The sequence below is a fragment of the Streptomyces sp. NPDC001315 genome, assembly GCF_042896175.1.
GTDB lineage: Bacteria > Actinomycetota > Actinomycetes > Streptomycetales > Streptomycetaceae > Streptomyces.
On record NZ_JBIAWZ010000025.1, the window covers coordinates 25982 to 47766 of the forward strand.

Sequence of the window (21785 nt, forward strand, 5' to 3'; positions counted from 1 at the left end):
GGTACCCGCGCCCCGCAGGGGGCGCGGGGCAGCGTCCACACGCGGCTCCGCCGCGGGGCGCGACCAGCCACAGACGACCCGCACCTTTCGACCACAACCCAGCGGAGCGTTATCGCATGAGCAGCCGTACCGTCATCCGTGGTGGTCTCGTCATCACCGCGTCCGACGAGATCCACGCCGACGTCCTGATCGAGGACGGCCGTATCGCCGCCCTCGCCGCCTCCGGCACCCCGGCCGCCGAGGCCTGGACGGCCGAGAGGGTCATCGACGCCACCGGGAAGTACGTGATCCCGGGCGGGGTCGACGCCCACACCCACATGGAGCTGCCGTTCGGCGGCACCTTCGCCTCCGACACCTTCGAGACCGGCACCCGGGCCGCCGCCTGGGGCGGTACGACGACGATCGTCGACTTCGCGGTGCAGAGCGTCGGGCACACCCTGCGCGAGGGCCTGGACACGTGGCACGCCAAGGCCGAGGGCAACTGCGCCATCGACTACGCCTTCCACATGATCGTCTCCGATGTGAACCAGGAGACGCTCAAGGAGATGGACCTCCTGGTCGAGGAGGGGGTCACCTCGTTCAAGCAGTTCATGGCCTACCCGGGCGTCTTCTACAGCGACGACGGCCAGATCCTGCGTGCCATGCAGCGCTCCGCCGAGAACGGCGGCCTGATCATGATGCACGCCGAGAACGGCATCGCGATCGACGTACTGGTCGAACAGGCGCTGGCGCGCGGCGAGACCGACCCCCGCTATCACGGCGAGGTGCGCAAGGCGCTCCTCGAAGCCGAGGCCACCCACCGCGCCATCAGGCTCGCCCAGGTCGCCGGTGCGCCGCTGTACGTCGTGCACGTCTCGGCGCAGGAGGCCGTCGCCGAGCTGACGAGGGCGCGCGACGAGGGCCTGAACGTCTTCGGCGAGACCTGCCCGCAGTACCTGTTCCTGTCCACGGACAATCTCGCGGAGCCCGACTTCGAGGGCGCGAAGTACGTGTGCAGCACGCCTCTCCGTCCCAAGGAGCACCAGGCGGCGCTCTGGAAGGGCCTGCGGACCAACGACCTCCAGGTGGTCTCCACCGACCACTGCCCGTTCTGCTTCGAGGGGCAGAAGGAGCTCGGCCGGGGCGACTTCTCCAAGATCCCCAACGGTCTGCCGGGCGTCGAGAACCGTATGGACCTGCTCCACCAGGCCGTCGTCGACGGGCACATCTCCCGCCGCCGCTGGATCGAGATCGCCTGCGCGACCCCGGCCCGCATGTTCGGCATGTACCCGAAGAAGGGCACCATCGCCCCGGGCGCCGACGCCGACGTCGTCATCTACGACCCGCACGCCGAACAGGTCATGTCCGCCGAGACGCACCACATGAACGTCGACTACTCGGCGTACGAGGGCAAGCGCACCACCGGCCGGGTCGAGACCGTCCTCTCACGGGGCGAACTCGTCATCAGCGAGCGGGAGTACACCGGACATGCCGGGCACGGTGTCTACACGCCCCGCTCCACCTGTCAGTACCTCAACTAGGAGTGGCGCACATGGACTTCGGACTCGTCCTGCAGACGGACCCGCCTGCCTCGCGGGTCATCAGCCTGATGAAGCGCGCCGAGCGCAACGGCTTCTCGTACGGCTGGACCTTCGACTCCGCCGTGCTGTGGCAGGAGCCGTTCGTGATCTACAGCCAGATCCTCTCCAACACGTCGAAGCTGACGGTCGGCCCGATGGTCACGAACCCCGGCACCCGCACCTGGGAGGTCACCGCCTCCACCTTCGCCACCCTCAACGACATGTTCGGCAACCGCACGGTGTGCGGCATCGGCCGCGGCGACTCCGCGATGCGCGTCGCCGGCCGCAAGCCCAACACCCTCGCCCGCATCAGCGAGGCCATGAAGGTCATCCGCGCGCTGGGCCGCGGCGACGAGGCCGACCTCGGCGGTACGGTCGTGAAGTTCCCGTGGATCAAGCCGGGCGCCGAACTCCCCGTCTGGATGGCCGCGTACGGCCCCAAGGCCCTGAAGATGACCGGCGAGGAGGCCGACGGGTTCATCCTCCAGCTCGCCGACCTCTACCTGACCGAGTACATGGTCAAGGCCGTCAAGGACGCGGCCGTCGCCGCCGGACGCGACCCGTCCGACGTCAAGATCTGCGTCGCCGCCCCCGCGTACGTCACCGAGGACGACTCGCCCGAGGCGCTCGCCCACGCGCGCGAGCAGTGCCGGTGGTTCGGCGGGATGGTCGGCAACCACGTGGCCGACCTGGTCTCCAAGTACGGCGAGCACTCCGCCGCCGTACCCGACGAACTCACCGACTACATCAAGGCGCGCGAGGGGTACGACTACTCCCACCACGGACGTGCCGACAACCCCGACACCGCGTTCGTGCCCGACGAGATCGTCGACCGGTTCTGCCTCATCGGCCCGGTGGAGAAGCACATCGAGAAGCTGAACGCGCTGCGTGAGCTGGGCGTCGACCAGTTCGCCCTCTACGACATGCACGACGCGCAGGAGAAGGTCATCGACGCGTACGGCGCGCAGGTGATCCCGGCGGTCAACGGCTGACCCCACACCCATAAACCCCGCTCAACTCTCCATCCCCCCACTCCTGTTCTCCCCTCCCCACCGTCCCGGGGAGGGAGCCGGAGCCCGCACGGCCTTTCCGGATCCGCCCCTCGTTTGATTGGCCTGCCCATGACCGACACCGCTCCCACGGCCATACCGCCGACCTCCCAAGTCACCCTCGCCGACGGCCGGGTGGAGATCGCTCCTGGTTCGCCGCTGCCCAGCGGCCCGTACGCCAACGAGGACCTGCTGCCGGTCCCCGTCGAGAAGCGCACCTGGACCACGTACAACTTCTCCGCGCTGTGTGTCGCGCAAGAGAGAACACATACTCCGCGAGGAGGCGCTGACCAGCGTCTTTGTGGGCGATCACGCTAACGGGGAGAGTAATTGTCCGCTATGTGAGTCAAAGTAGGCCGGGGCGGGAGGCCTTTCGTCGTCGGCGCTTCTGTCAGCGGGGGCTGGTCGGCTCGTCCTTCGCTCTCTGTCGTCGTGGGGTTGAGTCCAGGCTCCCCGGGTCATGTCCTTGCAGGGATCTCTGAGATATGAGGTGGTCTCCGTTGTCTTCCAGTGAAAGAACCCTGGCCGATCCGGCCGTTGCACAGCAGGTGTATCCGGACGGCCGGGTCGCCTTGTCCGATCCGGCGGTGCTGGACGATTCGCGTTTCGCCAACGCGGACCTGGTGCCAGTCGCGATCGAGCGCCGTACGTGGGGGACTTACAACTATCTCGCCCTTTGGGTGGGCATGGCGCATTGTATTCCTTCGTGGACGCTGGCTTCGGGGCTTGTGGCGCTGGGGATGGACTGGAAGCAGGCGGTGCTGACGATCGCGCTGGCGAACGTCATCGTGCTGGTGCCGATGCTGCTGTCCGGTCACGCCGGAACCAAGTACGGCATCCCGTTCCCCGTTTTCGCCCGGGCGTCCTTCGGGGTCCGCGGTGCGAACCTGCCAGCGATGGTGCGCGCGGCAGTGGCCTGCTGCTGGTTCGGCATCCAGACCTGGATCGGCGGGGAGGGCATCTTCCTGCTCGCCGGCAAACTGTTTGGCCACGGCTGGCAGAACGCCGGCACGATATCGGGCACGCCGTGGACCCAGTGGCTGTCGTTTGTTGTCTTCTGGCTGATCGAGGTCGCGATCATCACCCGCGGCATGGAGACCCTGCGCAGGGTCGAGAACTGGGCGGCGCCGCTGGTGATAGTCGGCGCGCTGGTCCTGCTGGGTGTCATGGCCGCCAAGGCGGGCGGCTTCGGTCCGCTCCTGGACCAGCCCTCACGTCTCGGCTGGGGAAGCGACTTCGCGAAGGTCTTCTTCCCTTCCCTGATGGGCATGATCGGTTTCTGGTCTACCCTGTCGCTGAACATCCCCGACTTCACGCGCTTCGGCGGCAGCCAGCGCGCTCAACTGTGGGGTCAGGCGCTGGGCTTGCCGACCACGATGACCCTCTTCGCGATCCTGTCGGTGCTGGTCACGTCTGGTTCGCAGGCTGTCTACGGGGTGCCGATCTGGGACCCGATCGCCTTGAGCGCGAAGATGAGCAACACCGTCGGCGCGTTGTTCGCGCTGCTGATCGTGATGGTGGCGACCCTGTCGGTGAACATCGCCGCCAACGTCGTCTCCCCGGCGTACGACCTGTCCAACTTGCTGCCACGGCTGGTCAGCTTCCGCACCGGCGCGCTGATCACCGGCGTGGTCGGCGTCCTGATCATGCCGTGGAAACTGATCGCCAACCCGCATGTGTACATCTTCACGTGGCTCGGCTTCGTCGGAGGTCTCCTTGGCACGGTGGCCGGCATCCTCGTAGCCGACTACTGGATCGTGCGCCGAGCCCGCCTGGAACTGCGGGAGTTGTACGAGTCTCAGGGCCAGTACTGGTACACGGGCGGTTGGAACCTGCGCGCGGTGGCGGCCTTCGTGGTCGGAGGTGTCCTGGCCGTCGGCGGCTCATACTCCACCGTCGTCAAGGGCGTCAAGCAGGGCCCGTTCCCCGCCGACGGTGTCATCCCGTTCCTCAAGCCGCTGGCCGACTACGGCTGGGCGGTCGGCCTGGCCTCCGCCCTGCTGCTCTACACGCTGCTCAGCCTCAGCCGCGGGCAGAACCAGGACAGCTGAACCGCGGACCGGCCGACCAATACGCCCCGCACAGGCAGGACGGGGCGTATCCGTCGGCCGGCCCCTGCACCTGGAACGCGACAGTACCTGGCGTACAGCCCGACTCGTCTGCCGCTAGCTGCGGCTTTGCTTGGGGAAGGGCCTCTGACCTGCGTCGGAGGTCCTTTCCGGTCTGGCGAAGCTATTCGACGCTCGCAGGCCGGCACCGGTCCCGCCACGCCTCCCGCCAACCGGACCGGCGTCCGGGCCGCCCCCAGGCCCGCCGCACCGGACCCGCGCAGCCGCCCACCGCGCCGCTGAACCAGCAGTCCGGCAGGCCCACCACCGGCCTGCCGGACAGGCGCCACCGGGGGAGCCGGTGCGAGTCCGGCGCTGAACTGAAACCGTGTGCGGACTGTAGGGCTGCGAGTCGGGATGCTCGCGGTGCGCAATCGGCGTACAGGCCACCCGCGCCTTACCGCGCGGGTGTGGATCGGGCCGCCGTGTCGACGTCCGCGGTGGTGACGAGGTGATCCTGCTGCTCGCGGCATTCGGCGTGCCGGAGGCGGACGACCGCGTCGAGTCCGCCGCCGGGGGCTGCCTCCAGGGTGACCTGGCCCCCTCCTGCGCGGGTGAGGTGCCGGACCAGTGGCAGACCGAGGCCGGTGCCGTCGTGGTCGGCGTGGGGAGCTCGCCAGAAGCGGTCGAAGGCCCTGTGCCGTTCGGCCTCGGTCATGCCGGGGCCCTGGTCGATCACATGCAGCTCGGTCATGGGCGGGGTGCGGGTGCCTTGCGTGGGGGTGGTGATGACGGCCAGCGTGACGGAGGTTCCCGGTGCGGACACACGGAGCGCGTTGGAGAGCAGGTTGTCGATGATCTGTTCCAGTGCGCCGGGGACTGCCAGCACCGGCACGGACGCGCCTCCGGACACGATGATGTCGACCTGCTGTTCGGCGGCGAAGGCCGTCCAGATGTCCGCGCGGTCGGAGACGACGGCATTGAGGTCGGTCGCCTCTGCGCGGATCTCGGCGTTTTCCAGCCGTGCGAGAGCGAGCAGCCCCTGCACCATGCGGCTGAGCCGCTCCAGCTCTCCGAGTGCCTTGTCGAGGCTGTCCTGGGCGCAGGGGGCGAGGTGCGGCTCGAAGTTCTCCAGGCGCAGGCGTAGTGAGGTCAGGGGTGTCTTCAGCTGGTGTGACACGTCGGAGGCGAACGCCTGCTGAGCCTGGAGCAGGTGCTGAAGCCGGGTCGCGGTCCGGGTGAACGACCCGGCGAGCCTGCGCAGTTCCGGTGGTCCGTGGTCGGTGGCCGGGGGATCGGTGATCCGCCCTTCGGCGAGCTGCGCGGTGGCCCGTTCCAGGGCCTGCACGGGGCGGGTGATCGAGCGCGCGAGAGCGAACCCGATCAGGGAGGCGGCGGCGAGGACTCCGAGACCGACGCCGGCGAGGACCAGCCAGGTGGTGCGAACCCTGGCCTTGAGCGGGCCCAGCGCGTACACCGTTCGCACCACACAGGCGACGGCGGGGTTGGACCCGCCCGGCACGGTGACGAAGAGGAATTCACTGTCTGCGGGCGGGGCCCTGCGCGTGCCGACGGTGGGGCGATCGTGCAGTGCCGTGGAGATGTCCGGCTCGGCGGACAGGTCCGTGCCGACCACGGCGTGGGCAGCGGTGTCGGTGAGGACGATGCCCCGGCGGTCGGCGACGAGCACGGTGCCGCCGGTCCGCCGCCCGTACGCGAGGGCGAGGTCGGGCAGGTCGGCTGTCAGTCCGTGCTCCATCTTGTCCTCGCAGACCTCGGCGAGCGTCATCGCTCCTTGCTCCGCCGTGCGGGAGAAGCGGGCCAGCTCGCTGCGGGCGTAGAAGACGCCGAAGGGCACTTCGAGGGCGAGCAGGACGAGCAGTATCAGGCTCAGGTGGCTGAGCAGGAGGCGACGGGTCACCGGATCTCTCCGCCGCGCGTCTGCACCGCGGCGGACGGGGCGTCGAGATGTGCCGGGGGGACGAGGCGGAAGCCGATTCCGCGGATGTTCTCGATCCAGGACGCGTCGCCGAGTTTGCGCCGCAGCGCGGCGATGTGGACGTCGAGGGTCTTGGTGGGGCCGAAGAAGTTCGGTTCCCAGACCGCGTCGAGAATCTGCCGGCGGGAGCAGACGGCGCCGGGGTCCTCGGCAAGGCAGGTGAGCAGGTCGAACTCCTTGGGCGCGAGGGCGATGGACGTCTGGTGCAGGCGTACCTGCCGGGTGCGACAGTCGATGGTCAGAGGGCCGATCCGCTGGATGTCGGACGTCCCGGGACGACTGAGGCCGTCAGAGGGCTTCGAAGATCCACATTGGGGGTCCGGAACCGCTGGGCGGGCGCGGCGGGTGACGGCCCGGATCCGGGCGACGAGTTCCCGTACGCCGAACGGCTTGGAGACGTAGTCGTCCGCACCCAGTTCGAGCCCGAGGACACGGTCCACCTCGTCGTCCCTGGCCGTGATCATGATGATCGGTACGGACGAGCGGGATCTCAGCGTCCGGCACACGTCGATGCCGTCCATGTCCGGCAGCCCCAGGTCCAGCAGCACCATCGCCACCTCCGGCGCGGCGAGGCCCTCGGCCCCCGTTCTGGCGTGTTCCACGGTGAACCCGAAACGGCGCAGACCCTCCGCCAACGGCCCGGCCACCCGGTCGTCGTCCTCGATCAGCAAGACACGCATGCCGAAAGGCTCACAGACACCGGCCACGGCGCGTGGCGCAAAACCCGTAAGCTCCCCCGAGCCAGTGATCTTCCACGGTCGGCTCATTCGCTGTGGCGCGGCTTCTTGACGACATCAAGGGACTGGCCAGCGTGGCGTAAGCCAAGAGTTAAGACGTCGGACGCCGGCACTCGGTCTCCCCGGCGACAGTGGGAACCTGATCCAAGGTCAGTCCGCGGGCCCTGGCGTCCTCCTCGGCTGGACCGGCCGGAACCGCGCAGGGCGACATGCTGTTTCGGGGGTGTCCGCGACCTCCCGCTGTATTCGCTCTGGCAATTCCCTTGATCGTCTTCCCGTAGCGTCGGTCGGGCGGTCGGTGCCACCGGAGCACCACCGGACCACCCGCCACCGCAAGAACCAGGGACACCGCATGCCCATCGACGAACTGCGCCGCATCCGCCCGGAGCTGGTGGAGCCCTTCGCGACCGCGCTCCCGGGAGCACGCGCCACCGTGCTGTCCCGCCTGTGGGGCGCCTTCGGACGAGAACCCCTGCCCGGTGTGACCAGGCGTCGCCGTGAGGCCGGATCTTTGGTTGTCGAGTTGCGACGGGGCGGTTCGCTCTCGGCGGCCGAGGCGGGCGCGCGGCCGTTCGGCGACGTTCCGCAGGACTTCGCCGTGTCAGGGCCGGAGGGGCCGATCAGCGACCCGGCCCGGCTGCTGGGACAGCTCGGCCTGCGTACTGCCGCGGCGGAGCGGCTGGCGGGCGAACTCGACAACAGCGTCGTCAACCTGGCCCTCGCCAGAGCCGCGAACGCGGACCGGAAGGTCTCCCCGGCCGACTCGGCGGATGCCGAGCAGGCGGTCGTCGACGGCCACCCGCAGCACCCCTGCTGCCGGACGCGCACCGGCATGTCCGTCGCCGACGTGCTGGCCTATGCGCCCGAACACCACCCGGTCGTCCGACTGGCCCTGGTCGCGGTCCCGGCCGACCGCTGGCAGGGTGCCGGCGACTGGCCGCGGGCACTGCGGGACGGCGACGCCTACCTGCTGCCGGTGCACCCCTGGCAGCGGGACCACGTGCTCCGGCACCACCGCGACCTGGCCGTCGTGGAGGAGACGATCGCGGCCCGCCCGCTGCTGTCGCTGCGTACCCTCGCACCTCTGGGCGCGCTGCCCGGCTGCCATGTCAAGACCGCGCTCGACGTCCAGGTCACCAACTACCGGCGCACCATCTCCGCGGCCGAGGTCGCCGACGGGCCCCCGCTCTCCGAGCTGGTCGCGGCCGTCCTCGACAAGGCCGGACACAGCGGCAGCCTGCGCGTCCTGCGGGAGCTGGGCGGCGGCTCGGTACGCGTGGACGGACAGCCTTCCGCGAGCCTGACGGCCATGATCCGGGAATCGACCGAGTGCCACCTCGACGCCGGGGAGATCGCCGTACCCCTCACGGCCGTGCACGCGACCGGAGCCGCCGTGGTGTCGGGGGACCCGGTGCGCTGGCTGGCGGACCTCGCCGGCCTCGTCCTGCCGCCGGCTCTGACGCTGCTGTCCATGGGGGTGGCGCTGGAGGCACACGGCCAGAACACCCTGGTCGTCCTGCGGAACGGGCGGCCGGTGCGGGTGCTGTACCGGGACTTGGACGGCGTACGGGTCAGCCCGCGCCGCCTGGCCCGATGCGGCTTCACGCTGCCGCCGCTGCTCGGCACCCGCGCAGGCGACGACATCGACGCGCTGCGCACCAAGCTCTTCGGCGGCCTGGTCAGCGGGGTCTTCAGCGAGCTGGTCGACGTCCTCGGCCGGACCCGGGCGGCTGAGCCACGGGCGCTGTGGGGCACGGTCGCCGAGGCCGGACGCCGCGTTTTCGCCGACCTGCCGGACCAGGAGGACGCGGCAGCGTTCTTCGGGGACACGATGCCGCTGAAGGCGACCATCGCCATGCGCCTGTCCGAGAACCCGGGTGCCGCGCAATGGACGTCCGTGCCCAACCCCCTGGCGCTCTGCCGTTGACCTCTGACCCCGACCGCTGTCCCACTGGAGCGACCGCATGACCACCGACACGGCCCCCCACATCGATAGCGCCACCACCGTCCTTTCGCCGACCGCGGAGCCGTCGCGGACGGCCGACCTCGTCACGACCCACACGCTGCTCAACTGCCTGATCCGCGAGGTGTCCGCCCCCGAGCATCAGGTGACGGTCGTCGACGATCACCTCCTGCTACGACTGCCCCGCCGGGGCCTTCTGTTGCGTGCCGCGCTGCGTCGGATCTCGTTGATCGGAGCGCATCGCTTCGAGGGCTCGGTGCAGCGGCTCGACGGCGATTCCTGGGTGACCGTGGACTGGCGCGAGCTGGCCGGCTGCATCCAGGAGGAACTGGAACAGCGTACGGGCCTGGTCAACGAGGAGTTCCTGGGCCAGGTGGCGGACAGCCGGGACACGATCCGCGACGTACTGGAGGAGCGGGCGGGCGCCCGGGCGCCCGCGGACCCGTACGTGGCCTCGGAGCAGTCCCTGGTGTTCGGCCACCGTTTCCATCCCACTCCCAAGGCCCGTACCGGCGATCCGGCGGACTGGCTGGCGTACGGCCCGGAGACCGCCACCCGCTTCCGCCTGCGCTATCTGGCGGTACGCCGCCACCTCGTACGGGAGGAGGGCGAGCCGCACGTGCTGGACGCGCTGCACCCGGTGGCCGACCCGGAGTTCGCCGTACTCCCCGTGCACCCCTGGCAGTACCGGCTGCTGAAGGACCACGACCGGCTGCGCGAGGCGGTCGCCGCCGGGGATGTCGTGGACACCGGCACGGGCGGCCCGGAGCTGGTGCCGACCGCCTCGGTGCGGACGCTGTACGCCCCGGAAACCGACGCGTTCCTGAAGTTCAGCCTCAACGTCCGCCTCACCAACTGCGTCCGCAGGCATGCGAGTTATGAGCTGTCCGGGGCCGTTGCCCTCAACCGGCTGCTCCAGCCCGTCTTCGCCCGGCTCACCGACCGCTTCCCGGGCTGCGCGCTCCTGGCCGAGCCCGGCTACCGCACCCTCGACACGGCCGGCGACACCGCCCTCCTGGAGGGCTTCGGCGTCATCGTCCGCTCCGGCCTGCGCCACCATCTGCGTGCCGGGGTCACACCCTTGCTCGCCGCCGCGGTGGCGGACGAGTATCCGACCAGCGCAGCCCATGTCTCCCAGCTGCTCGCCCGCGGCGACGGCTCCATCCTGGCCTGGTGGGACGCGTACCTCGGGCTGTTGCTGCCGCCGGTACTGGCCGCCTACTTCGAACACGGCGTCGTGCTCGAACCCCATCTGCAGAACGTCGTCGTCGGCGTCGAGGCCGACGGCACTCCCGCGCAGATGTTCTTCCGCGACCTGGAGGGCACCAAGCTCCTGCCCGGCCGACACGGGCAGGCACTCGACGAGCTCCCTGACGACGTGCGCGGTCCCCTCACCTACGATCCCGAACACGGCTGGAACCGGGTCGCGTACTGCCTCCTGGTCAACCACACCGCCGACATGCTCAGCGCCCTGGCCGACCTCGACCCGGCCCTGGAACCCGCCCTGTGGGGCCTGGTCCGCGACCACCTCGCCGGCTACGCCCGCACCGCCGCCGAACCGCCGCGCCTGCGTGCCCTGCTGTCCGGCGTACCGCTGCCGGCCAAGGCCAACCTTCTGCTGCGCTGGTCCCGCAAGGCCGACCGGCACGCGACCTACGTGCCCCTGCCCAGCCCGCTCGGCGCGGACTTCCCCCGCGAGGTGGTCCGGTGAGGCCCGAGATGTACGACCTCGTAGCCGCCCTGCCCGACGACGATCTGCCCGCCTACGTCTACGACCTGCCCGACCTGCGCGAACACGTGCGTATGATCCGGGCCGCACTGCCGGACCGCGTCGAGCTGCTGTACGCGGCCAAGGCCAACTCCGACCCCCTGATCCTGCGCACCCTCGCCGAACACGTCCACGGCTTCGAGGTGGCCTCCGGCGGGGAACTGGACCACGTCCGCGCCATCGTCCCGGGCGCACCGATCGCCTTCGGTGGTCCCGGCAAGACGCGGCAGGAGCTCAGCCGTGCACTGGACGCGGGAGCCGAGCGCCTGCACATCGAGAGCGAACACGAACTCCGCGTGCTCACCACCCTGTTGGGCGACCGGACCGTGGACGTCCTGCTGCGCGTCAACCTGCCCGTCGACGTGGGCCGAGTCGCTCTGGCCATGGGCGGCGGGCCGTTCGGCGTGGATCCCGTACAACTGGACCGTTGCCTGGAGGTGCTGGAGTCGGTCCCGGGCGTCCGACTGCGCGGCCTCCACTTCCACCTTGCCAGCGGCCTCCAGGCCCAGCCCCATCTCCTGCTCGTCGACAAGGTCCTCGCCTGGGCCGAGAGCTGGGCCCGCGATCACGGAGTGGACCTGCACGAAGTCAACGTGGGCGGCGGAATGGGCGTCGACTACACGCATCCGCCCAGGGTGTTCGACTGGCCCGCTCTGGGCGCCGGACTGCGCCGGGTCCTCGCCCGCCACCCCCACCTCACCCTGCGGATCGAGCCCGGCCGCTCGGTCACGGCGTACTGCGGCTGGTACGTCACCCAGGTCCTGGACATCAAGTTCAGCCGGGGGCACGCGTTCGCCGTACTGCGCGGAGGTACCCACCACCTGCGCACCCCGGCCGCGAAACAGCACGACCAGCCCTTCGAGGTGATCCCCGACGACACCTGGCTGCGACCCTGGAACCGTCCGGAGGTCCAGGACGAGCCGGTGACGCTGGTCGGGCAGCTCTGCACGCCCAAGGACGTACTGGCAAGCCGGATCATGATCGAACGGCTGCGCGTCGGCGACCGCGTCGCCTTCGCCATGGCCGGCGCCTACGCGTGGAACATCTCCCACCACGCGTTCCTCATGCACCCCCACCCGACCTTCCACCACCTCGACGACACCGGCGCGCCCGTCGCAGGCGACACGTATGCCCGTCATACGTCATGAGCGCCGTCCTCCGCCTGCCGGCGACGCACGCACTCGCCGTCCCGAATTTCCGGCGCTACCTGCTCGGACAGCTGGTCTCCAACGTCGGCACGTGGATGCAGCGCGCGGCCCAGGACCTGCTCGTCCTCCACACCACCGGCAACAGCGGCAGCGCGGTCGGCATCGTGACTGCGCTGCAGTTCCTGCCGCAGACCCTGCTCGGCCTGACCGGAGGCGTGCTGGCCGACCGGTACTCCAAGCGACGGACGCTGCTCCTGACCCAGACGGCGATGGCCGCCCAGTCGCTCCTGCTGGGACTGCTCACGGTCACCGGAGCGGTGAACCTGCTGTCCCTCTACGCGCTGGCCTTCGCCCTCGGCGCCGCCACCGCCGTGGACAGTCCCGCCCGCAACGCCTACATCTGCGAACTCGTCTCCCACGAGCGCACGGCCAGCGCGGTCAGCCTGAACGCCGCCCAGTTCAACATGGCCCGCGCCATCGGTCCGGCCCTTGCCGGCCTGACCGTCGCAGCCTTCGGCACGGGCCCGGTGTTCCTCCTGAACACCGCCTCGTACCTGGCCGTCCTCTACGGCCTGATCAGCATCCGTGCCGACATGCCGGACGCCCCTGTCCGCGCGCGGCCGGGCCGCACCCGAGCGCGCGAGGCACTCCGCCACATCGCCACCACCCCGGAACTGCTCCTGCCGATCAGCCTCATCGCCTTCGTCGGCACCTTCGGCCTCAACTTCCAGGTCACCATCTCGCTCGTCGCCATCACCGTGTTCCACACAGGCGCCGCCGCCTTTGGCTACCTCTCCGCCGCCTACGCTCTGGGCAGCCTCCTCGGCGCGATCTACTGGGCCAACCACGGCAAGCCCCCCACCGCACGCCGTCTGACCTCCACCACGATCGGCTTCGGCGCACTGGAAGTCGCGCAGGGCCTCATGCCGAGCTATGGCTCGTTCCTGGTCCTGCTGTTCGTCACCGGATGTGCCGCGGTGACCGTGACCACCACCGCCAACGCGCTGGTCCAGCTCCATGCCGACCCACGGCTGCGGGGTCGCGTCCTGTCCGTGTACTTTCTCGTCCTCCTCGGCGGCACCCCTGTCGGCGCACCGCTGGTCGGCCTGGTGTCCGACGCTCTCGGAGCCCGCTTCACCCTGGTCCTGGGCGGCGTCATCTCGCTCATCACCTCGCTCGTGCTCTCCGTCCTGTTCGCGAGCCGAACCCGACGGCGGATCCGCATCACAGAACCGACACCTGTGACCAGCTCACCCTTTGCTCCGCTCCGGCCGAAGAGAGAGCGGCAGCCCGACCTCTGATGGCGGCCCGCTGCCTCGCGCCTTTGGTCAGGGGGCGGCCGCATGCGTAGTGCGGGCGCGCCTTACTCTTACAACATGTAGGAGCTGTCAGGGGTGCAAGCGCGTCCCGGCAGGCCCCAAGGGGGCATCCGTGGGTGGCCTCGCGGCGCTGACGGGGGACGGGGCGCTGACTGAGGAGTGGCGAGAATGAGCGAACATCGGCGCCGATCGTCGGGGAGGACCACATCGCCCGGCTCTGACGGCATGCACAACGGTGGCCGGGCCGCGGCACGCAGGGCTGCGCAGTCCCGGGACGGGCGCGCCCGCCGAACTGCCGGCAGTCGGCGGAGCCTGATCGACTACCCGCGCGCCGGTCGACGTGGCCTCCGCCGGTGGCTGCCGTCGTGGAAGCTGGTGTCGGGCACCTTCCTGCTGTTCGTCGCCGGCCTGCTGGGCCTGTTCGGCTACGCCTACGCCACGACGACCATTCCCAGTGCGAACCCCAGTACCCAAGCGCAGAGCAACACCTACTACTGGTCGGACGGCTCGGTGATGACCACCCAGGGGGCGACCAACCGGCAGAACGTCGATCTCGCCCAGGTGCCGAAGCTGGTGCAGTGGGACTTCCTCGCCGCGGAGAACGCCACCTTCTACTCCGACCCGGGCGTCGACACACAGGGCATGCTCCGCGCCGTCTACCACATGGCCACGGGAGGTGAGGTGCAGTCGGGGTCCACCATCACCCAGCAGTTCGTGAAGAACACCTACCTCAGCCAGGACCAGTCGGTCACCCGCAAGCTGAGGGAGATCATGATCTCCCTGAAGATCGGCGGCCAGCTGTCCAAGCAGCAGATACTGCAGGGCTACCTCAACACCTGCTACTACGGCCGGGACGCCTACGGCATCGAGGCCGCGGCCCGTACCTACTACCACGTGCACGCCTTCCAGCTGAACGTCAGCCAGGGGGCCTTCATCGCCGCCACGGTCAACGAGCCGAGCCTGCTGATGCACGCCGACACCGACCCGCAGGCCAAGGCCCAGGCCAAGGCCCGCTGGACGTACGTGCTGGACCGGATGGCCAAGATCCACAAGATCACCGACGCCCAGGAACAGCAGTACCTCGCGGCGGGGTTCCCCACGCCCAAGCCGTACACGCCGTCGGCGGGCATGGCCGGGCAGACCGGATACCTGGTGCAGACCGCAGAGAAATACGTCGAGGCCCACACGTCCCTCACGGACCAGCAGATGGGTCACGGCGGCTACCAGATCTACACCACCTTCGACAAGAAGAAGGTCAGCGCCCTGTCGACGTCCGTCACGGCGATGGAGCGGAAGCATCTCGATCCGCAGCACCGCACGGCCGACAAGGACGTCCAGGTCGGCGCGGCGTCGATCGATCCGTCCACCGGCGCGATCGTCGCCCTGTACGGCGGGCCCGGCTGGAACAAGGGACACTGGACGGACAACGCGGACGCGACCGGCGTGCCGGTCGGCTCCACCTTCAAACCCGTCGACCTGGCCGCCGCCCTCGACCATGGCGCGGTCCTCTCCCCGGGGCAGCCGGCCGCACCGATCACCCCGGCCTCGAAGTTCGACGGCGACGACGGCATCACCATCAAGAACCAGCAGGGCCGGGAGCTGCCGGACTCGAAGGATCCCACGGGGCTCCTGCACCAGCGCAACGACGTGTCCACGAAGTGGGGTTACATCACCCTGCGCAGGGCGATGGAGCAGTCGGTCAACACCCCCTACGTCCAGCTCGGCGAGTACGTCGGCTACGACAACGTGGAGGGCGAGGCCCTGAAAGCGGGGCTCCTGCGCACGACCCTGCAGTACGACACCCCGGGCTTCTACATCGGTACCTCCACACCGTCGGCGATCCGGATGGCAGACGCGTACGCCACCTTCGACGACGGCGGGATCCAGCACGAGCCGTACTCGGTCACCAAGGTCGTCGCCAACGGCCGGCAGCTGACCGGCTTCGACAAGCCCAAGGGCACCACGGCCATGCCCGCCTCGACCGCCGGCACCATCACCGACGTCCTGCGAGACGTCGTCAAGAATGGCACCGGTACCAACGCTCAGGCCCTGGGCCGCCCGGCAGCCGGCAAGACGGGTACGACCGACGACTACAAGTCCGCCTGGTTCATCGGCTACACCCCGCAACTGACCACGGCCGTGAGCATGTTCAAGGAGGACCCGAAGAACGCCGGCCTCCAGTCGATGCAGGGCGTCGGCGGCTACGCCAAGGTCTTCGGCGCCGACATGCCCACCGAGGTGTGGACCGGCTACATGACCGCCGCCCTCCAGGGGCAACCCGTCCAGCAGTTCCCGCCCGCACCCGCGCTCGGTCAGTCCACGGACGAATACGGCGCGCCCTCGCCCACCCCCTCCGCCACTGCGGCCCAGAGCACACCCCCGGCCACCCCGACCGTGCCGGCCACTCCGACCCCTACCAACGCACCGTGCCGCGGGCACGGGAAGCACTGTGTCAGCCCGAGTCCGACCGACACCGCCGGAACCACTGCCGGTACTGGCGGCGGCCTCCTCGGCGGCACGACCGGCGGCAACATCTCACCCACGCCCACGCCGACGAGCAGTACACCTGCGCCGACAAGCGCCCGCGGCCGGCCCTGAGTCGTCGCATCGCGGTCCGGCGCCGCCTCACTCGCCAGTGTGTTGTGGGACGCCGATCCGCTCGCCGCGGCTCCACAGCCGGTGAAGGGCCTGGGCGTGTACCACCACCGGGACTTGACAGGTGGAGTCGCCGACCGCCAGGAAGCAATCATCTGAGGTTCCAAACTGTGGCTCAACCCTTCACTCAGATCATGGCGGAACGCGGCCGACGGGCGTGGTGACCTGGAGGAAGAACGCCGGGAATTCTGGGGTCGCCCTGGCGAACACCGACAGCGCGGCCGGCGCTGGGCGGCGTGTTTTTGGCGCGAGCGTTCACCGGCGGGGCAGGCCGGGGACGCCGTGTTCGCGCAGGGGGCCGACCTGCCAGCCGCGTTCCTGGCAGGTGTCGAGGATGCGGGGCAGCGCGGCGAGGGTAGTGCGCCAGGAGCCGGTGGCGGAGGTGCAGTCTGAGTCGTGGAGCAGGATGGTGCCGCCACCGCGCAGGTCCGTCAGGACGGTGCGCTCGACGGACTGAGGGGTGGCCCGTCTGCGCCAGTCCTCGCCCCAGCAGGTCCACAGCACCGGGGTCAGACCGAGGCGCCGGCAGGCCAGATGGGCGGCGGTGCTCATCACCCCGTAAGGCGGCCGGAAGAGCACGGGTGGCCTGCCGGTGACGTCGGCCACGGCGTCGCGGGCGCGGGCGAGGTCGTCGTAGGCGGCGCGGGGACCGCGGAGCAGCAGCGGGCGGTGGTGCCAGCCGTGGACGGCGATCTCGTGGCCGGCCGCAGCCATCTCCTTGGCCGGCCCCGGTGAGCGGGCCAGCATGGAGCCGAGCAGGAAGAAGGTGGCCCGCAGCCCGCGTGCGTCGAGAAAGTCTAGGAAGCGCGGGGTGGACAGGTGGTCGGGGCCGTCGTCGAAGGTGAGCGCGACGTGATCCGGCCGGCCGCGTCCGGCCAGGCGCGGCATGGCCGCGTTGCGCAGCGGCCCGAATGTGGAGATGACGGGTGCCGCGTGCAATGCCGCGAGCGCGGGCACCGCTGCGGCCGAGGCGAGCGCCGTGGCACGGACGAGACGGGCCGGGGTCATCGTCCGTCTCCATCCAGGTAATGGGCGACGGCCGTGAAGCGGGCGGGCGTCTCGTTGTAGGCGTAGGCCAGTGGGGCGGCGACGCCCAGACAGGCCGTGGCCGCCACGGTGACGGCCGTCAGGGCGATCCGTCGTCGGCCGGCGAAGCGCCGTACCACGGGCTGTGCGTCCGGCGCGGGGTGCGGCCCGGTTCTGGCGGCGATGGCGGTCACCGGTCCGGGGGCCAGGCGATGCAGGTCGAGCCCCGCCGCACGCTGGGCCCGACCGCGTGGTCCGTGGAGGAGCTCGGCCAGCACCGGGCCGAGGTCCGCCGGGTCGCGGATCCAGGCCGCCAGGCCCGCCTCGTCCAGGGCGTCCGCGTTGGTCTGGCCGTGACCGGGGATGCAGCGGTAACTGGCCACCGGCAGCCCGGCGGCGAACGCCTCCAGCGAGGTCAGCCCGCCCGCGTTCTGCACCAGGACGTCGCAGGCGTGCATCAGCCCGGGCATGTCGTCCACCCATCCGAAAGTGTGCGCGATGCCGTCCGCGCGCAACTCCTCCACGAGGGACTCGTTGCGTCCGCACACCACCACGGGCACCGCGACCCCGGTCTCCCGTATCTCGGCGGCGGCCCGTCGCACCGGTCCGACGCCCCACGACCCGGCGACCAGCAGGGCCAGGGGCGCGTCCGCGGGCAGGGCGAACCGCTCGCGGGCGGCGGTCCGTTGCCCGGCGGTGGCGGGGGTGAAGCGCGCATCGGTGACCGGACCGACGACGGTGGCGGCGGCCGCGCCCTGTACGTGGGCCTGGGCCGCCGGCACCGGGTGCACGGCCAGGTGGGCGTCGATGCCGGGGGCAACCCAGAGGGTGTGGACGGAGAAGTCGGTGAGGTAGGTGAAGGCCGGCACCGTCAGCTTGCCGCGCCGGCGCAGTGCACCGAGGACCTGGCTGGCGCCGGGGTAGGTCGAGACGACCGCGCGGGTGTCCGGCGCGAGCGCCCGCAGGGTGCGCTGCTCGGCTGCGCGAAACAGGGCCCGCCACACCGCGCCGGGGCGTACGGCCCGGTCGGTGGCCGCGTACAGGCGTTGGTAGCCGTCCGGCATCCAGGTCAGCATGCGGTGGTAGGTACCGCACAGCAGTCGGCCCGTACCGGTGGGCAGCAGGTCGAGGAAGTCGTGCCGGTCCACCAGGTACCCGTGCTCGGCCAGCCGCTCGGCCAGCCCCGCAGCCGCACCGTCGTGTCCCGCGCCGACACCGGCCGAAATGATCGCGATCCGCCCGGCACCGCCCTGCGGCGGTGCGGCGGACGGCGAGGGCGCAGACTCCGGCACCAGGTCGTCACGGTGGACCACGGTGGATCGCCTCCTGATGGGCTACGGGGCACGCCGGGCATACCCCGGCGGCATACCCCGGCCCAGACGGCGCTGCGGGCAGGCCGAGGCCGCGCCTGCGCGCGGGCCAGGGCCACGACTCGACCGCTGTGGTGCCGAGAAGGGAAACTACTACATGATGTAGAACTTAGGAAGCGATCGCCGCAGGATGGGGGTCCGGTAGCGGCTCGGGCTGTGGCATCCCGGTTGATGCCGGTCAAGTTACTGCGAGATGTAGAGGCATTGGCGGTTGGCTGAGGGGAGGGGTGCCGATGGCGTCAGGTCTCATGACCACTGCGGCAGCGCTGGATCCACGGGCGATGCTGACGAGGTTCGGGGCGTGGGCCGTACCGGTCGTGGTCTTCGCCGAGACCGCCCTGCCCGTGGTGGGCGTTTTCCTGCCCGGTTGCCCCTGCTGTTGCCGGGCTGGCGTGCTCGCTCACTACGCTGGGTGCGGCCCGGCTGTCACTGCCCTTGGTGCTGACCTGCGCAGGTGTGGGTGCGCTCGCCGGTGCGCAGACCGGTTTCTGGCTGGGGTGGTGCGGCGGCCGGGCGGTGCGGCCGCGCGGGCCCGGGGGGCGTGGCGAGGTCCGAACCAGGCCGAGGCGCTGTTCGCGCGCTACGGGCCCAGGCTGGCGGTATTGCTGGGGCGGTTCGTCCCGGTCGTCGCCCCTTGCCCCCGATCGAACCAATCCGACCTCGCGCATGCAGCGTCGTCCCTGCTCTGGGCTTGACCCGTCAGGTGGGGGTCTCCGCAGGCACCGCCGGGCAACAACCGACCTTGGCCGCACTGGGCGGCGAACGGCCCATCCTCATTGATCTACAAGATGTAGTAGATTAGTCGGGTGGTCACTCTGGCGTCGTAGCCATGTCATTCAAGCGTCATCTCACGAGCGCGAGGTGACCGATGACAGAGCCCGAATCCCATGGCCGCTCGCTCATCCCGTGAGCACTTGACGCACTCACAAGGACGGAAGGACCTCTCCCTATGGCCGTGGCCGCCACCGCGCAACTGGCCCTCGACGGATCCGGCATCGACGGCTCGTTGTTCACCTCGGTCACCGACTTCGCCCGTGACACCGAGTGGCTCAACACGCCCATGGAGGTGTGGACCAACCTTGGTCTCGGGGTCTTCGCCATCCTCATGATCGCGGGCTGGTGGACCGCACGGCGCCGTGGCCCGCAGGTGATGACCGTCGCGCTGGCCGCGCCGGTCGCCGTCCTGACAGCCTTCGCTGCCGCCGAGGTCGTCAAGAAGCTCGTCGCGGAGGTGCGGCCCTGCCGGTCGATGCCCCACGCCTACTTCGTCGACACCTGCCCGGCACCTTCGGACTACGCCTTCCCCAGCGGCCACGCCGCCGTCGCCGCCGCGACCGTGGCAGCGCTCTTCCTGCTCGACCGCCGGCTGAGCGCCGTCGCCGCCGTGTTCGCCGTACTGGAGGGCTTCAGCCGGGTCTACGTCGGTGCCCACTACCCCCACGACGTCCTCGGCTCCGCTGCCGTCGCCCTCCCGGTCGCCTTCCTCGTCAGCTTGGCGCTGCGCCGCTGGGCCACCCCGCTGGTCGGCGCCCTGAGCCATGGGTCGCTGCGCCCCTTGCTGACGACCGAGCTCATCGCCACCACAGCGCCGGCCCGGCAAGCCGCTTCGGCGGGGGAGCCACTTTGACCGTCCGTCCGACAGCGCAGACTCACACCATCTGGCGGCGTGTCAGAACCGCCAGGACCAGGAGTCGCGGCACCGGAAGTACCGGCACCAGGGCCGGCGGGCCGGTTACCGGCAGCGAGGCGGCCATGTGTCAGTGGGACCTGGGGAAAGGCGCGCGTACACCGGACCGTCCAGACGGACCCGGAGCCGGCCCCGGTCAGTAGCGCGGCGGCTTGCCGCCGTCGGCGGTGATGACGGCGACCAGCATCCGCCTGGGCGGTGCGCACGAGGGCGGCGGCCGTGGCTTTCTCGTTGTGGCCGCCGGTGTCGGTGGACGAGGACTCGGCGTAGACCGGCCGGGCGCCGGCATCGGGCTCACGCTCGCCCGTGAACCGGCCTTCTCGCTCGGCGGCCGGCTCGCCTTGGTGCGAGCCGTGCACCGGGTATGTTCGCCGTGCCCCTGCCGATCCTTCCGGGCGACCGCGCGACGGGGTGAGGGCCGGCGCGTGGCAGGTCAGAAATGCCGCTCTCCGTGATCCGGACGATCAGGGGCGGCACAGCAGCCGTCCGGTCCGTGCCCAGGGGCATCGTCGTGGTCGGTCGGCGCGGTGGTGGTATTGGCATGTGCCCTGGACAGCGCCCACTGCGCGCTGTCCAGCATGCGGTCGCTGTCCGAGGCGGCGTTGGCCAGGCTCGCGCAGCAGACGGCCAGCAGCAGACCGCCCGCCAGCAAGGGCAGACTGCGACGGGCGGGCGGCGGGGCCAGCAGGGCCCGTACCCGCTGGGGCACCACCCCGCCGGTCGCGGCCAGCGCGGCGGGACGGGACGCACCGGCGGATGCCAGGGCGGCGCGGCCCACGGCGTGGGCGACGACCGTACGGTCACCGACCCGCTCGGCGGCCTCCTCGTCGGCCCAGCGCTCCAGGACGAAGTTGCCCGCGACGGCCACTGGTCGCAGCAAGGGGTTCAGGGCGGCCGTGAGCCGCCACACGCTCTGGAAGACGTGGTGACGCCCGCGCAGATGCGCCCGCTCGTGGGCGAGCAGTGCCTCGCGCTCGGCGTCACCGAGACGGCGCAGCATCCCCCGGGACACGACGATCCGGCCCGGTGACCCAGGCAGTGCGAAGGCCAGCGGGACGTCGTCGTCGAGTACGGCCAACTCCGTGTGCCCGGGCAGCTCGGCACACTCCCGCCGGGCCCGGAGCAGGTGGCGGCCCTGCCGGACGGCGGCCAAGCCGAGGGAGACGACACACACCGCGAGCACCAGGGTGCTGACGGCCGCGACCACGGCATAGACGGGATCCTGGGAGCGCAGCGCGGACACGGACCAGCGGCCCTCCTCGGCGATCTGCGGGATCTGCGCCACGCCGGTGAAAGCCAGCAGGGCGAGGGATCCCGCCCATCCGGCCGCCGTCACCAGCGCGGCGCAGGCCAGCGCCAGGGCCGCAGGGCGCGGGGGCAGCCGGTGCGCCACGGGCGGTGCGAGCACGGCGAGTGCGGCCGTGACGAGGAACGGAATATAGACGCTGACCAGCACC

14 protein-coding genes and 1 pseudogene are annotated in these 21785 nt (G+C 70.6%); 10 read left to right on the forward strand and 5 right to left on the reverse strand.

Annotation, left to right across the window (positions count from 1 at the left end; translation table 11 throughout):
• The first annotated feature begins 116 nt into the window (after window positions 1-116).
• From hydA to ACFY16_RS37500, 4 genes and pseudogenes are all read left to right on the forward strand, one after another.
• Window positions 117-1520 (forward strand): dihydropyrimidinase, encoded by a 1404-nt coding sequence (hydA, locus tag ACFY16_RS37485; RefSeq protein WP_390651697.1) that lies wholly within the window; start codon window positions 117-119, stop codon window positions 1518-1520.
• A gap of 11 nt (window positions 1521-1531) precedes the next feature.
• Window positions 1532-2551 (forward strand): TIGR03842 family LLM class F420-dependent oxidoreductase, encoded by a 1020-nt coding sequence (locus ACFY16_RS37490; RefSeq protein WP_390651698.1) that lies wholly within the window; start codon window positions 1532-1534, stop codon window positions 2549-2551.
• A 129-nt stretch (window positions 2552-2680) separates the two neighbouring features.
• Window positions 2681-2860 (forward strand): annotated as a pseudogene (locus tag ACFY16_RS37495) (nitrate reductase); the annotation flags it as partial.
• Window positions 2861-3093: 233 nt separating this feature from the next.
• A complete protein-coding gene (locus ACFY16_RS37500; protein ID WP_390651699.1) occupies window positions 3094-4659 on the forward strand; it encodes an NCS1 family nucleobase:cation symporter-1 in 1566 nt (521 codons plus the stop codon).
• Window positions 4660-5113: 454 nt separating this feature from the next.
• On the opposite strand, the gene ACFY16_RS37505 is transcribed toward ACFY16_RS37500, so the two are convergent.
• A complete protein-coding gene (locus ACFY16_RS37505; RefSeq protein WP_390651700.1) occupies window positions 5114-6577 on the reverse strand; it encodes a sensor histidine kinase in 1464 nt (487 codons plus the stop codon).
• A complete protein-coding gene (locus tag ACFY16_RS37510; protein WP_390651701.1) occupies window positions 6574-7335 on the reverse strand; it encodes a response regulator transcription factor in 762 nt (253 codons plus the stop codon). The genes ACFY16_RS37505 and ACFY16_RS37510 overlap by 4 nt, the downstream gene beginning before the upstream one ends.
• 409 nt (window positions 7336-7744) lie before the next feature.
• Between ACFY16_RS37510 and ACFY16_RS37515 the strand changes: the two genes are divergently transcribed.
• The 5 genes from ACFY16_RS37515 to ACFY16_RS37535 all read left to right on the forward strand — a co-directional run bounded on the left by ACFY16_RS37515 (window position 7745) and on the right by ACFY16_RS37535 (window position 16188).
• Window positions 7745-9319, forward strand: coding sequence for an IucA/IucC family protein (locus ACFY16_RS37515; protein ID WP_390651702.1), 1575 nt, complete (start codon window positions 7745-7747; stop codon window positions 9317-9319).
• Between the two features lie 37 nt (window positions 9320-9356).
• The gene (locus ACFY16_RS37520) at window positions 9357-11066 is read left to right on the forward strand and encodes an IucA/IucC family protein (RefSeq protein ID WP_390651703.1); all 1710 of its coding nucleotides are present in this window, start codon (window positions 9357-9359) and stop codon (window positions 11064-11066) included.
• A complete protein-coding gene (locus ACFY16_RS37525; protein WP_390651704.1) occupies window positions 11063-12271 on the forward strand; it encodes a type III PLP-dependent enzyme in 1209 nt (402 codons plus the stop codon). Before ACFY16_RS37520 ends, ACFY16_RS37525 begins: the two co-directional genes overlap by 4 nt.
• A complete protein-coding gene (locus tag ACFY16_RS37530; protein WP_390651705.1) occupies window positions 12268-13572 on the forward strand; it encodes an MFS transporter in 1305 nt (434 codons plus the stop codon). The genes ACFY16_RS37525 and ACFY16_RS37530 overlap by 4 nt, the downstream gene beginning before the upstream one ends.
• Before the next feature lie 393 nt (window positions 13573-13965).
• On the forward strand, window positions 13966-16188 hold the full coding sequence (locus tag ACFY16_RS37535) for a transglycosylase domain-containing protein (protein ID WP_390651706.1): 2223 nt from the start codon (window positions 13966-13968) through the stop codon (window positions 16186-16188).
• A gap of 312 nt (window positions 16189-16500) precedes the next feature.
• Here the strand turns inward: ACFY16_RS37535 and ACFY16_RS37540 are convergent, their stop codons facing one another.
• Window positions 16501-17253, reverse strand: a complete 753-nt coding sequence (locus ACFY16_RS37540) for a polysaccharide deacetylase family protein (RefSeq protein WP_390651707.1) — start codon at window positions 17251-17253, stop codon at window positions 16501-16503.
• Complete coding sequence (locus ACFY16_RS37545; protein WP_390651708.1) at window positions 17250-18584, reverse strand: glycosyltransferase; 1335 nt, start codon at window positions 18582-18584, stop codon at window positions 17250-17252. The genes ACFY16_RS37540 and ACFY16_RS37545 overlap by 4 nt, the downstream gene beginning before the upstream one ends.
• A gap of 1006 nt (window positions 18585-19590) precedes the next feature.
• Here ACFY16_RS37545 and ACFY16_RS37550 point away from each other — a divergent pair.
• On the forward strand, window positions 19591-20268 hold the full coding sequence (locus tag ACFY16_RS37550) for a phosphatase PAP2 family protein (protein WP_390651709.1): 678 nt from the start codon (window positions 19591-19593) through the stop codon (window positions 20266-20268).
• A gap of 493 nt (window positions 20269-20761) precedes the next feature.
• Here ACFY16_RS37550 and ACFY16_RS37555 read toward each other — a convergent pair whose 3' ends face one another.
• On the reverse strand, window positions 20762-21784 hold the full coding sequence (locus ACFY16_RS37555; protein WP_390651710.1) for a M56 family metallopeptidase: 1023 nt from the start codon (window positions 21782-21784) through the stop codon (window positions 20762-20764).
• Window position 21785: the final 1 nt, after the last annotated feature.